The organism is Glaciimonas sp. CA11.2 (assembly GCF_034314045.1).
In the GTDB taxonomy this organism is placed as follows: Bacteria; Pseudomonadota; Gammaproteobacteria; order Burkholderiales; family Burkholderiaceae_D; genus Glaciimonas.
This window is the reverse complement of sequence record NZ_JAVIWL010000001.1, coordinates 2,626,182-2,640,318: the sequence shown is the minus strand read 5'-3', so window position 1 is coordinate 2,640,318 and position 14,137 is coordinate 2,626,182. Positions and strand designations below refer to the sequence as shown.

The window sequence follows — 14,137 nt, the reverse complement described above, 5'->3', positions numbered from 1 at the left end:
ACCTTCACACTAAAAACGATAGTTTACGCTTGCTAGCAGCGTGATGCCAACACCCGGAACCGAACGACCACCGTCAGAAGGGATCAACGCGTCAATGTAATGCTTATTGGTCAAGTTGAGTAGATTCAAACGCAGATCATATTTTGGTTGATGATACGCGACAGTAGCATCAAAACGCGTGTAACCACCTGCAGAAACCACGTTGGTATTGCTGGCGAAACGACTCGACATATACAGCATACCGCCGCCGACTTCCCAAATTTTGGTCAGGTTATAGGTAGTCCACAAAGTCAAGTTGTCGCGTGGTGTATTGGCTAGCGTTTTACCTTGCGTGCCATCTGCTGCGGAGGCATGTATGACGGTCGGATTCAAATGCGTATAGCCGCCGATAACTTGCCATTGCGGCGTGATGTGACCGCTTGCACCCAATTCAAAACCGGTAACACGCACATCGCCGTCGAGCTGATAAACACCTGTCGTGACTAATGATCGCGCATTGGTTTTTTCAATATCGAATATCGCCGATGTGAGGGACAGATCGCCATTGAACAGATCCCATTTAGCACCGATTTCATATGATTTATTCGTCTCTGGAGCCACGTTCTGGAGACCTGAAGTGACGGTCAATTGTTCCAATGAAGGATTGAACGAAGTGCCGTACGACGCGTAGTAAGATTGCGCATCGGTTGGTTGATAAATCACACCAGCACGAACACTGGTGAAATTCACCGTTTGGTCCGCGCGGGTCAACGCTGGCGTACCAGTAGCGATGCTGTTGTTCAGTTCAGCCTGATAGCGGTCCCAACGCACGCCGCCAACCAGTTTCCATTCCTTATTTAAAGCGACAGTGTCGTTTACATAGGCCGCCAGCGCATTCGCGCTAGACTTGGCGCGATTGCCGACCGTTGTGGTGACGTTCGACGGTTGTGATTGATAGACGGGATCAACCATTGTGACGATCGGCAAATTGTTACGCGTAGTGCCAGCATTGTCATATTCGTCGTGGCTAATTTCAGACCCAACGATCAAGGTATGCTTGAGCGTGCCGGTATCGAACTTGGCGATCAAGTCGGTTTGATTGTCTAACGATTGGTCATGAATGTTACGGTCATGGCTAGCTAACTTGACATAAAGCTGACTCAAAGGCAATGCAGTCGTGTTGCCCTGTGAAACCGTTGGCAATGCAGTAAAGGTACCGTTAGTGACTGTACCAACGTTATTAGCCGCTGTTTCCCGTGCATTCGTGACGTAATCGCTGTACTGCGTCTGATTACGCAAGGTCACATTTTCGTTAATCTTGTGCTCAACGCGCGCACTGACGATTGCGACGTCCTGAATAGTACGATCGTCATTGAGACCATAAAAAGTATCGCGCGAGACTTGCGCTGGATGATTATTTACCGGTGGCAGACCATAATCCGGCATCTCGCGATTGTGTGAAATCAACGCGGACAAGGTCACTTCAGTTGGTGTACCGATGCCGAAACGCAGCGAAGGAGCAACACCGAAATCCTGATTGGTCATCTGGTCACGATTTGTTTTTGCTTGTTGCCCCATCATTTCGATGCGGAACGCCGAAGTATCGGACAACTTGCGATTAAAGTCGCCCGTCGAACGCACGCCGCCGTTGGTGTCAGCGCTCAGAGATACTTGATTCGCATCTGTCAAAAATGGCGTCTTGCTGACTTGGTTAATCACGCCACCAGTTGATCCACGGCCGAATAACATCGACGAAGGACCCTTCAACACTTCGACTGATTCCAAATAGTACGTGTCACGATAATACTGACCGCGATCACGCGAACCATCGAGATACATGTCGGTACGCGCACTAAAACCACGCAAATTGAAGTTGTTACCGATTTGCCCGCCTTCAGCGCCGCCGATTGTAATACCCGGCACATTGCGCAGCGCTTCTTGCAGCGAGGCAGCGCCCTGGGCTTCAAGAACTGCACGATTAATGACATTCACCGATTGCGGAATGTCACGAATCTGCGTAGCAACCTTGCCACCAACAGTACTTGTGACGGGATTGTAGTCTGATTTATCAATCTGACTTTTGACCGCGACTTCAGGTAAAGTTGCTTCAGCTTGGGTAGTTTGTGCAGCCGGTGTGGTTTGTACGGTTTGTGCGAAGGCGGTTTGCTGCATGGCAACAGGCGCTGCAAAGGCTGCCAGCAAAGCGGCGGCCAATGGCGTGAGACGTCGGTTCATTACTTAATTCCTTGATCAGTCAGAGTGTGCCCGACGTATTAATCGGGCAATAAAGTGTTTTTACGGTGAAGCAATTGGCTGGCTGGCCGGATAAAAACCCAGTTGGCTGACTAAGATTACAAAAGCAATAAACAGATATAAATAAAGCTATAAATAAGAGTTATAAGTAAGCGACGCGTTCTTCGACTGTGCCCGTAATATTCCAAAGGGCAATATTCACATTTTGCATGATTCTACGGTAGGGCAAAATTTAATACGAATGATTCTTATTGTCAAATGAATGTGAGGCAAAACGGCCAATTTTTCTTTCTCAGGAATGCTTGTAGTGAAAGATAGTTTGCCCACGCGCGACGAATACAAAATGGCAAGTTTCACGCTTCTGAAGAATGAAGCAGGTGCAGATCCCCCATGGTAAGTTGTCACGTTATCTGGCAAGATAGGTCTCTCACCACGAGCGCTCACGCGCATCTCCACTCGGCCTATAATTAGTTGTTTTTATGCAACGGTAGAATGATTCAAAACCGGCTAAACTGTTTTTTCACATCGATCAATAACCGAAAAGGAAACTCACGATGTTTATCCTCCGAAACGCTGCACGACCTTATTTGCTAGCTTCCGCCTTAACAATGTCTGCCCTTATCACCGGATGTACAACGTCTGGCATGGATCCAATGGGAATGATGGGACACAGCATGCAACCCAAATTGGACAGCGCGCACGAAGTTCCGCCTAACGATTCACAAGCGACAGGCGTTGTGACTATTGCGGTGGCAGCGGATAAGACGGTCACTGGCAAAGTCGTGACGACCGGCGTCGATGGCAAAGCCGCCCACATTCACGAGGGAGCAGCCGGTGCTAATGGTCCGGTGATCGTGCCGCTAAGCAAAACGGCTGATAACACTTGGTCTGTACCACCCGGTGCAATGCTGACCGATAGCCAATATGCAAGTTATATGGCGGGAAATTTGTACGTCAATGTGCATAGCGCTGCGCATCCTGGCGGCGAAATTCGTACACAGCTGACGAAATAACTATTCGGATTACTAATGATTAGTGTCAATCGGTAAGAATACGGATCTATATTAATAGTTTGTAAAACGCGTAAAAACCGATGACGATCACTTTTAGGCTGGTCGTCGTCGCTTTCGTCAGGTATTTCCCCGATTATTTGTAATAGATGACTTACGGGCATTGGTGCTGGGAGCATGTTAAAACCGTTTAAACGTCGATTCGAGGTAGTAAAAAACCAGTCTAGCTGAGCATGTTCAACAAAAATACTAAAAACAGCAAAAGCTGCTGATTCGATTTATCCTCAATTTATTGCGCTTCAAGACGCTATGCCCCTCATTTCACTGAAATTAAAAAAATACTTTTCATCACGAGGCGTGGCCGTCTATCTGGCTCTGGCATTTTCTGCCCTTTCCCTTTTGCTTACTTTTATTCTGGTTGGCGTGATTGAAATCTCCGCCACCGATTCAATCAAATCACGTATCGGTAATAGTTTGAGGGAGCTGGCGGCCCAAACCTCCGACACATTTGATCGTGACATGTTCGAACGCTATCGGGAGGTCCAACTGATGGCGGCCCGCTACGATCTGAACACGATGCCAGACGATGCTTTACAACATCGCAAACAGCTGGAAACACTGCAAGAGAGTTATCCCTACTATGCCTGGATTGGGATGACCGATCTCGACGGCAAGGTGATCGTGTCGGCCAAGAAAGTCCTCGAAGGTGCAGATGCGTCGGGGCGTCCATGGTTTAAAAATGCATTGCACGGTATCTATCTAGGCGACGTCCATGACGCTGTGTTTTTGGCTAAATTGCTACCGCCCGTTACCGATGGCAAATCTTCCACCAAAGAAGCAATGCGTCTTCTTGACATTGCATTTCCCTATCGCGATAAGGACGGCCGCGTCGCTGGCATCCTGGCGACCCATTTGTCATGGCAATGGGCCTACGATATTGAACAGTCCATTGTCACACCATCGGATCAGCGGAGAAACGTCGAATCGATCATTCTCAATAAGGACGGCAAAGTTCTTCTTGGCCCAGGCGACCTTAAGAACAAAACAATTGATCTTCCCAGCTTGAAGTTGGCGCAAACGTCGCCCTCCGGTTATACAGCCGAAACATGGCCGGATAAAAAACGTTATCTGGTCGGTTACAGCGCTAGCAAAGGTTATGAATCTTATCCCGGCATGGGCTGGATTGTATTAGTGCGTCAAAGCGAAGTCGACGCGTTTATGCCGCTTAAAAAAATTCAGCAAAAGGTCATCTGGACAGGCTTGGCTGCCGCCGTATTATTTTCTTTTCTGGGATTGATCGTGGCGCGCAATATCATTCTGCCCTTGCGCGCGCTCGCCAAATCCGCCCAAAGAATACAAAAAGGCGAAATCGCGGATATACCAACAACGCCAGGCAATAATAATTATTTCGAAGTGCAAGCTTTAACGGCCTCGCTCAATGGGCTGGTCGGAGATTTACTAAAAAAAGAATCTGCGCTAAAAGAGCTAAATCTTACTCTGGAGAAGCGCGTTGAACTGCGTACCGCCGAACTTGGGAAAGCGCTAACGAAGGTTACTGAGCGAGAAAATCGTATTCAGAGCATCATTGAAACGGCTCAGGCAGCTTTTATTGGGGTCGATTTGCACGGTAACTTTATCGACTGGAACACACAAGCCGAAAAAATGTTCGGATGGAGTCGAAAAGAAGTCATCGGGCAACAAATGTCGCGCAAGATCATCCCCGCAAGATTTCAGACAGTTGTAGATGCTGCCATCCAAAAAGTGGTTCAAATAAGCGAGTCGGGCGGCCCAGGAGAATCGGGCGACTTAGGTAAATTGAACGCACTTAGTTTTCTGAATAATCGGATGGAACGCGTTGTATTGGACCGCCAAAATCATGAATTCCCAGTCGAAATCACAATCAGCCTGGTTCACAATAAAGACGAGTATTTTTTTAGTGCTTTTTTACAGGATATTTCTGATCGAAAAGAAGTTGAACGCATTAAAGATGAATTCATCTCGACTGTCTCTCATGAACTTCGGACACCACTAACCTCAATCCGAGGTTCAATCGGATTGCTGGTTGGTGGCGTCGCAGGGGAATTGCCGGAGCAAGCCAAAACACTTTTGGAAATCGCGAGTAAAAACTGTGCACGACTGGTACGACTGATTGATGATGTACTCGATATCGAAAAAATTGAATCCGGCAATATGCGCTTTGAGATGGTTGATCAAGCGCTGTTACCTATGGCTCAGCAAGCAATTGATGCCACGCAGGGTTACGCGGCGCAATTTAATGTGAAACTGATTTTAAAAGTCGCTGCTGAAGATAAAAACATTTATGTTTGCGCGGATCGAGATCGTTTACTGCAAGTGTTGATAAATTTGCTGTCAAATGCGATCAAATTTTCGCCGACCGAAGACACAGTGACGTTACATATTCTGCAACACAAGATTGCGCATGAAAACTGGATACGGCTTTCCGTGATTGATCATGGGAGTGGCATTGGGAAAGAATTTCGCCACCGGATTTTTCAAAAATTTGCCATGGCTGACTCGGCTGACTCGCGAAAAAAAGGTGGCACCGGTTTAGGCCTCAGTATTAGTAAAGATCTGGTTGAGCGGCATGGTGGGCATATTGGATTTCTAAGCGCTGTCGGTGATCCGACTGAATTTTTTATTGACTTGCCTGCTATCGTAGCGCCAGCAACATTCGATGCGCCACTGAAGCAAAGTACAGTTGACGGACATATATGACATTGCCATCGACCAAGGCGCACAACACAGTTCTCATGTCCATTATGTACATTGAGGATGATCTTGATATTCAGAGTATTGCCCGATTGGCGCTTGAATCTATTGGTGGCTTTGACGTCACCCTCTGTAGTTCCGGAGCGGAAGCGTTGACGACCATCAACAGCGGCAATCGACCCGACCTGATCTTATTGGACGTCATGATGCCGGAGATGGATGGACCTTCAACGTTGGCAGCATTACGCACTTTGCCTGGCGCTGCTGAGACGCCCACCATTTTTATGACTGCCAAAGCACAGCCGCATGAAATCGCGTATTTAAAATCATTAGGTGCGTTAGACGTGATCGCGAAGCCTTTCGATCCGATGCAGTTGGCGCAATTGATTCGGAAGCTGTGGGGCGAAAAAAATGAATGAGCAACGTACACCAGACGCTAATGAAGATAACGAATTAGCGCGTCTAATTATTTCTCTAGGGAAAGAATACGCTGAGATATTGCCGGCCAAATTTGCCCAGATGCACGCAGCCTTAGAACAGCTAAAAGAAGAGTTGGACAAAGGAGAATTGACCGGTGGAGGATTAAAAAAAAACGAAACCATCAGTACTCTATACTTTCTACTCCATTCGCTGAGCGGAAGCGCTGGCAGTTTTGGCTTTATTGCACTGGGAAAGCAAGCAGGTTTGCTGGAACAACAAATGCAGATCTACATCGCCGACAACGCCTGGTCCGAAAAAACGTTGATCGATCTAAGTACAGGAATATCGACACTTGAAGCATTTCTGCCAGCCATCATTATGACAAAAATAAACCCCGACGGAGTCTGACAGGAATCAGATATATATTGACATTATGCAATCAAATTGTTACACCATGTGTATTCGTACTTTACAAAAAGCAGAGACGAAATATACTAGCGGAATAGGTAAATACGGAGAAACTTAACACCCAATGGATAACTCGGCTATTTACAGCAAGACCTCCAAAGGCATGAATGAGCTTAAAGGCGGCGCAAAAAATATACCACGAGATGATGCACGTATCTTGACGTTGATCGACGGTATATCCAATGTTGACGACATTAGTAACATGCTTGATTCAACGACCAACCTAAAGCTGGTGACTTCACTCGGGTCATTACTTAGCCAGGGATTGATTCGCGTGTTTTCCAACGGAAGTTCGGACGCTTACCGCGAATCATCAATCGAGACCCAGCAACGGACGCAATTTACGACAGATGGCCTGATTAAATTTACGCAGGCGCTGCCGACCATCCAAGTGACGGAACTCACACTAAGGGAAAGTGTGCAAGCGTGGGCCGAAGCCCGCCGCGGTGCGGCTATTCTGGAAAAAAAGGGTTTTTACACCTATGGACAAAAGACTTCGGGTCTCACTCCGAACGAGAACACAGCAGCGCTAAGAGTGATGGTGGTGGAAGACGACGAATCGTTAAGCCATTTACTTGAAACGCTGCTGAAACATAAAAATTTCGACGTCCAGATCGTAGACAATATTGTGGGTGCGATTACAACCTTGAGTGCGCTTGCAGCACCTGAGAGTGGTCCGCTGCCGGATTTAGTGTTGCTCGATGTCATGCTGCCGGGATTACCCGGCAAAGATGGATTTCACGTACTGGAATACATTCGTCGCCATCCAGCGCTACAGCAATTACCCGTGATTATGGTTACCTCACAGATTACGGACGAGTATGTGATGCGCGGCCTGAAGGCCGAGGCCGACGGTTATATTTTTAAACCGTTTAAATGGCAGACGCTTTATGAATGTATTCAGAGCGTTACCGGTAGGTAGACAACTGTCAAACCATCGGCGAGGCAGCCATTCGGTTCTGTCTGGCGGAAAAGGCTTAAAGAGCTTGCAGCTTAGTAACAGGATCAGTAGCACTGGCGGCGATCGAATTGGAGGTGGGGCTGGTATCCGCCTGTGCAATTCTCACCGTGTCGTCAACACTCAAACTATTCAGCGATTTGAGCGGAACAAGCGCCGAACCCAAGCCCTTCAGCAGGTCATAAACCGGCGACTTAAGACGCGCTAATAAAAGTTGCCTTCCATCAAGCGCGACAGACCGATAGAAATCCAGCAATGCCTCAATACTCGAGCTGTCCAGATTGGGAGACTCTTCCAGGCTAATAATAACGGTATGAATCGACGCATCAGCGGCCTTCAAGGCCAGCCGCGCCTGACTTAAAATGCGTTCTGCATTGGCAAAGAAAATCGGCTCATTTGGTCTTAGAATTAATATGCCGGAGATTGCTTTTGCTCGCGGATATGTCGCTATATTCACAAAATCATGGCTTTGCTCCAACCGTCCCAAGACCACAATCGAGGACGCTGAAAGTTGTCGAAGCATCATTAAGATACTGATCGCAATGGCCGCCAGCAAACCGTCCAGTACCCCCAACAGTAATACACAGATTACAGCCGATATCACGACCAGCCGATCCCGATGCCAGGCAAAATAGGACCGAAATAAGGCTGGATTCAAGGTATGACTCACCGCATGGATCACAATTGCCGCCAATATCGGCACTGGCGTCAAAGCGATACTGGGTAATAGAGTCAATACAATAGCCAGCACCACCGCTGCCGCAACCCAACCTGCCAAGCGCGACTTAGCGCCCGCGGCTTCGTTAGCCGACGTGGCCGAATAACCGGCACCGACCGGCATTCCGTGAAATAACCCAGATACCAAGTTGGATACACCCAACGCCATCAAGTCACGATTCGGTGATACATTGTCGCCGACCTTCATCGCAAAAGTCCGAATAGAGCCATACGACTCGGCATACAAAATCATGACCATAGCAAAACCTAATTCGCCAATACGCAACCACTCTGCGTGCGTTAGCAGCGGCAATGAAGGTGTCGACAATTGCAGTTGAATTGTCCCCACCATCCCGATGCCATAGTCCGATAGGTTGAACCATTTACTGGCGGCGATACCGAGAGCGATGACAATCAGACCACCCGGAATATGTTTGAATCGGGCCAAAATAAACAATAAAATCAATGCGACGACTGTCACCGCAACGCCGACCCAATTCCATATAGCGACACGAGCGACTAATTCGGGAATAAAGCGGATGAGATCGCTGTGCACAGGCTGAACGCCCACCACGCTGGCACATTGCTTAAGAATAATCACAATCGCCAGCCCGAAAGCAAAACCGCGCAGCACAGGCTTGGCAATAAAATCGGTGACGTTACCCATCCGCGCCAGAGATGCCAGCAAAAAGAAAACGCCTGATACCAATACCAAACCGATCGCCAGCGTCAGCCGTAATCCAGCATTGCCATTAGCGATGGCGGCAGTCGCCGCTGCCAGAACTGCGGCGGACGACGACGTGGCAGAGACAATCGCAAATCGGCTAGTACCGAGCAAGCCATAGCACAATAATCCGGCAAACAAGGCAATCACACCGGCCTGTGGCGGCAAATTACCAATGCTTGCGTAAGCCACAGCCTCGGGTAATAACAGGCCCGCAATGGAGAGTCCTGCGATCACATCCGACCAACGATTTCTGTCGTTATTTTTTGTCGGCTGCTTATTGGTCCGCTTGGTTCGCTTGGTCCGATTCACCGTTGCAGCGTTGACGGATGTGCTATTGGCAGCGCCCATCGCGTCAACCCACTACCAGACCGGTCCAACCGGGCAGATAGCGCGCATCCTGACTACCCGCAAGCTTCATTGCTTTTATCATCGCCTTGTCAAATTGCTCCCTCAACATATCGCGCGATATTCTGCTACGAAAAAAATCGGCCCAGAGAAACTCGCTAAATGGCGTCACATCTTTGGCATAACCACCGGCGCGGCGTAGTTCGCCTGCCAGACTGCGATATGGATCATCCTGCAATTTTTCCAGACGCTTTGGAATTGCATCAAACTGACAACGCACGCCATCGGCATCATAGGGATGCACCCATTGATGGTGATCCATAACGGTCCAAAATCTGGCGGGTTCGATAAAGGAGAGATCCTTTAACACCAGTAAAGATACCATTTTGACCTCCTCTTCAATCAGTGCCAGTCCAAAATGATGGTGATCGACGATATAATGGATGCCGTTCGGGCCAGAAATAGCCGGAAACCAGTGTTGATCTAACGCCGCTGCGCGCGCACGTTTATTGAGCTTCTCCCACGCCTTGCGCTTCAGCGCCACCTCCTCCTTACCTACCGTGATTTGCGTCGGGTGAAGCTTTTCCAGTTTGACACTAACGAGCTGTGGATGGGCGCTTGTCATAGTATTTTCCTAAAGCTAAAATTTCGTCGGCTAATTGTGCAATAGCGGTAAAATTGCCTGCAACCAAGTTGAATATCCCGCCAAATCGGCATGTATAAAAGATAATCGAACAGTTTGTCTTACAACCTGACGACAAAATGCAGACCACTAGCATCATCCATGTATAACGCATTAAAAAGCGAGGTAACTTGATAATCTAATATTAATACCTGCGTTAGTGAGGATGAGAATATTTTTTACCTGGCGGTTTCAAATACCAAGCGCAACACTGGGTTAATTAACAGTGTCAGTCGGATGTTGTAGCAACGCGATGTGCTGAGTATAAACGACGAGTGGCGACTCATAATCGAGCCTTGCTCTTGGACGCGTATTGAGCGACAAGGCGATGGCGTCGAGTTCGTCCTGAGAGTAGATCGACAGGTCCGAACCCTTGGGCATGTATTGGCGCAACAAGCCGTTGGTATTTTCATTTGACCCGCGCTGCCAAGGGCTGTGCGGGTCGGCGAAATAGATCTGAACACCGGTGCGCTCGGTGAGGATTTTGTGGCCGTGCATCTCGCGCCCTTGGTCGTAAGTCATGGTCTTGCGCATCGCTGCCGGCTCGCGGTTGAGCACCGCCGAGAAGCTGTCGACGACCGCTTTGGTGGTTGCGTTGTCCATCTTGGCGAGCACCACAAAGCCGGTCGTGCGCTCGACCAGCGTGCCCACCGATGAGCGGTTGCCGGCACCCTTGATCAAGTCCCCTTCCCAATGGCCGGGAATGAGGCGGTCCTCGACCTCTGGAGGCCGGATGTGGATGCTCTGCATATCTGGGATCTGACCCCGGCGATCGGTGCCACGGCTGCGTGGCTTACGGACCTGGTTGTGGTGACGCAGGCAGGCAATCAGCTCACGCTTGAGTTCGCCGCGTGGGTGCAAGTAGATGGCGTTGTAGATGGTCTCGTGGGACACAGATTTCTCAGAATTGTCGGGCCAAAGGGCCCTGAGTTTGCGCGCTATTTGCTGCGGCGACCAGAGGAGTTTTAGCTGATGCCGGACGACCTGGAACAAGGCCCCGTCCGCGTGCAGTTTGGGAAGACGTCGCGGCAGGACACGACGCGCCTGGCATTGTGCGTGGGCCAGATTGGCATCGTAGACGCCGGCACCGCTGGTGCGTTTGAGTTCGCGGCTAATCGTGCTGGCTGAACGGCAAAGGCGTTTAGCAATGGATCGGGTGGAGCACAGGTCGTCGCGCATGGTCATGACGACGGCGCGTTCCTGAGTAGTTAAATGTTTGTAAATTTTCGCCATGGCGGCACCTTACAGCAGAAGGTGTTGCACTTGGTCTTTGAGAACGCCCCTCTTTTTTTTATTCCGTTATTTAGCAAGCGTAAAAAATCGGGCCAAAGTTTCCAAAGTATGTAGGCTGCCGCCTTCAAACCGCCGCGCCACCCCATGACCGCTCCACGTATTTTGCACTCTGACGAAACCTACGACCTCACTCATGCGCCTAAATGTTATCCGTTGTCTGAAACCGCAGCTTCGCCCCCTTTTGCGTACTGGTATCTCACCACGCATCCTTACAACGGCGCTTAAAAGTGTACTAATAACCATACTGACAACGGCTTGGACGCAGTCAGCATATGGCGCAACTAGATTGCCCGACGCAGCACCTGACACATCCCCTACAGTTGTACAAAAACGGCCGCGCATTGGCCTGGTCCTCTCCGGCGGTGGCGCGCGCGGCTATGCCCATCTTGGCGTACTGAAAATGCTGGAGCAATGGCATATCCCTATCGATTACATTGCCGCCACCAGCATGGGTGCGGTAGTCGGCGGTCTGTATGCCAGTGGTTTGTCGGCAGATGCGTTGGAAAAAAAACTATCTGAGATCAATTTGAGCGATATCGCGTTCGACCGCAACGATCGCGCAAAACTACCGCAGTCGCGTCGTGAAGATAATTTTCAGTATCCGATTGGATTATCTGCCGGTTACGGCGATGGCAAACTCAAGATAGCGACCGGACTGGTTCAGGGGAATCATCTGCTGGCTTTGCTACAGAACTGGACCACGCAACTGCCAGCCAATATCGATTTCGACCGTTTACCAACCCCATTCCGGACTGTCGCGACTGATCTTGGTACCGGCGAAGAAGTGATCATAAGAGCAGGATCGTTGCCGCGTGCAATTCGTGCAAGCATGGCTGTGCCGGGCTTATTCACACCTTTTAACATTGATGGTCACACTCTGGTGGATGGTGGTCTGGTCAGCAATTTGCCCGTTCAACTTGCGCGCGACATGGGCGCCGATATCATTATTGCCGTGAATATTGCCACTCCCTTGCAAGATCCCTCCAACATCGAGTCGCCAACAGCAGTCGCCCAGCAGATGGTGACCATTCTGATTCGTCAAAACGTTAAGGCCCAAAAAGCCTTACTTAAAGAGAAAGATATCCTGATCGAGCCTGAATTAGGTGATTTGTCTTTCACCGATTTTTCACGCGGCAAGGACGGTATCAATGCGGGTGCGCAGGCAACCGAACAAGCCCGTGCCAAATTGGTGCCTTTGGCATTATCGGATACCCAATGGAAAACATACCTGGCGGCGCGACAACCAGGGCACGTCATCACGGCAGAAACACGCATTGATGCGATCAACATCACGACAAAAGGACCTGTCCCGGCGGAGATCGTCCAGCGCCAGCTTGGCGTCCATGATGGTGATCTGTACAATTCAAGCGCCCTGAATCAGGACCTGACGCGCCTGACCACTAATGGAGACTTCAAAAGCGTCACGCAAGAAATGGTCGTAGAAAACGGACGCAATATTCTGAACGTGAATGCAGAGGCAAAAACATGGGGGCCACAATTCCTTTTATTCGGCTTTGGCGTATCGAATAGTTTTGATGGACGCGGCGGCTTCAACCTCCAAATCGGCCATCGGTTTCCGTGGCTGACCCCAAGCGGTCTGGAGTGGCGCAACGACATCGTTCTAGGTGACAAACAAGTCGATTGGCGCTCCGAATTGCGGCAACCAATCTGGGATACGCTCGGTTTGTATGTAGCACCTTATGCGCAATATAATCGCAGGCATGTGGACATTTATCCTGACGAAGGGGCCAACGCCAACACTGTGCCACTAACCTCTTACGTCATCGATAGTGCCACGGTCGGTGTCGACCTTGGCATACCGATCGCACGCTTAGGAGAGTTTCGCGCGGGCGTCAATTATCGGCAACTCAATGGTCACCCGTTTTATAACATTCCAGGTGAATCCGGCAACCTATTTCTCAGCCAGCAAATCAAGCAAACGACTGCACGTGCGCAGGTCACCATCGACCAGCTTGACGACGCCTTATTTCCACGCAAAGGCTATTACCTGTCTGCGATTACCAATATCGCATTCGGCGGGGCAGAAAATCACTATAACGATGCACAGATCAAAGCGCTATGGGCGATCAGCAGTGGTCGCCACACCATTAATCTGGCGCTGGAAGGAGCTGGGGTTTACGGTGCAGATAACGCCAACGGTAGTATCGGGAATGGTGGACTGGGCTTTACACTGGGTGGATTCCAACACCTATCTGCCTATGCGCCAGACCAGTTTACCGGCAACTATTTAGCATATGGCCGCATCACTTATCTCAACAATTTGCGTGAATTTAACATCCCGGGTTTAAGCAATCCTGTATTCGGCAGTTCACTCGAAATAGGCGACGTATGGCAAACCCGCGATAGTGTGAACAAAGGCCCCTACAAGAAAAGTGTCAGCATGTTTGTGGGCGGCAACAGCTTAATTGGACCACTCTACTTCGGTTTCGCCCTTGCCCCGCAAGGCGTGTGGAATCTCTACCTGCAATTGGGACGCGTTTTTTGACGTTATCGTGAGGGATGGCGCATCGCTTTTTTTTGGCTGAAGCGACGCC

General features: G+C 49.6%; 10 protein-coding genes. 6 read left to right on the top strand and 4 right to left on the bottom strand.

What is annotated here, in order from left to right:
• Positions 1–9 precede the first annotated feature (9 nt).
• A complete protein-coding gene (locus RGU75_RS11420) occupies positions 10–2,214 on the bottom strand; it encodes a TonB-dependent siderophore receptor (RefSeq protein WP_322235963.1) in 2,205 nt (734 codons plus the stop codon).
• Positions 2,215–2,786: 572 nt separating this feature from the next.
• Here RGU75_RS11420 and RGU75_RS11415 point away from each other — a divergent pair.
• The 5 genes from RGU75_RS11415 (at position 2,787) to RGU75_RS11395 (ending at position 7,782) form a co-directional block, all read left to right on the top strand.
• The gene (locus tag RGU75_RS11415) at positions 2,787–3,245 is read left to right on the top strand and encodes a CHRD domain-containing protein (protein WP_322235961.1); all 459 of its coding nucleotides are present in this window, start codon (positions 2,787–2,789) and stop codon (positions 3,243–3,245) included.
• 306 nt (positions 3,246–3,551) lie between these two features.
• On the top strand, positions 3,552–5,978 hold the full coding sequence (locus tag RGU75_RS11410; RefSeq protein ID WP_322235959.1) for an ATP-binding protein: 2,427 nt from the start codon (positions 3,552–3,554) through the stop codon (positions 5,976–5,978).
• Entirely contained in the window at positions 5,975–6,391 is a 417-nt protein-coding gene (locus RGU75_RS11405; RefSeq protein WP_322235957.1) for a response regulator, read from the top strand. The genes RGU75_RS11410 and RGU75_RS11405 overlap by 4 nt, the downstream gene beginning before the upstream one ends.
• Positions 6,384–6,800 carry an Hpt domain-containing protein gene (locus RGU75_RS11400; RefSeq protein ID WP_322235955.1) on the top strand — a complete coding sequence of 139 codons (417 nt, stop codon included), beginning with the start codon at positions 6,384–6,386 and terminating at the stop codon, positions 6,798–6,800. The genes RGU75_RS11405 and RGU75_RS11400 overlap by 8 nt, the downstream gene beginning before the upstream one ends.
• A 124-nt stretch (positions 6,801–6,924) precedes the next feature.
• Complete coding sequence (locus RGU75_RS11395) at positions 6,925–7,782, top strand: response regulator (RefSeq protein ID WP_322235954.1); 858 nt, start codon at positions 6,925–6,927, stop codon at positions 7,780–7,782.
• Positions 7,783–7,837: 55 nt separating this feature from the next.
• On the opposite strand, the gene RGU75_RS11390 is transcribed toward RGU75_RS11395, so the two are convergent.
• The 3 genes from RGU75_RS11390 to RGU75_RS11380 form a co-directional block, all read right to left on the bottom strand.
• Entirely contained in the window at positions 7,838–9,610 is a 1,773-nt protein-coding gene (locus tag RGU75_RS11390; protein ID WP_322235952.1) for a SulP family inorganic anion transporter, read from the bottom strand.
• 4 nt (positions 9,611–9,614) lie between these two features.
• Positions 9,615–10,232, bottom strand: coding sequence for a ParB-like protein (locus tag RGU75_RS11385; RefSeq protein ID WP_322235950.1), 618 nt, complete (start codon positions 10,230–10,232; stop codon positions 9,615–9,617).
• 273 nt (positions 10,233–10,505) lie between these two features.
• The gene (locus tag RGU75_RS11380) at positions 10,506–11,522 is read right to left on the bottom strand and encodes an IS30 family transposase (protein WP_322234666.1); all 1,017 of its coding nucleotides are present in this window, start codon (positions 11,520–11,522) and stop codon (positions 10,506–10,508) included.
• Positions 11,523–11,868: 346 nt separating this feature from the next.
• Here RGU75_RS11380 and RGU75_RS11375 point away from each other — a divergent pair, with 346 nt between their 5' ends.
• On the top strand, positions 11,869–14,088 hold the full coding sequence (locus tag RGU75_RS11375; RefSeq protein ID WP_322235949.1) for a patatin-like phospholipase family protein: 2,220 nt from the start codon (positions 11,869–11,871) through the stop codon (positions 14,086–14,088).
• Positions 14,089–14,137: the final 49 nt, after the last annotated feature.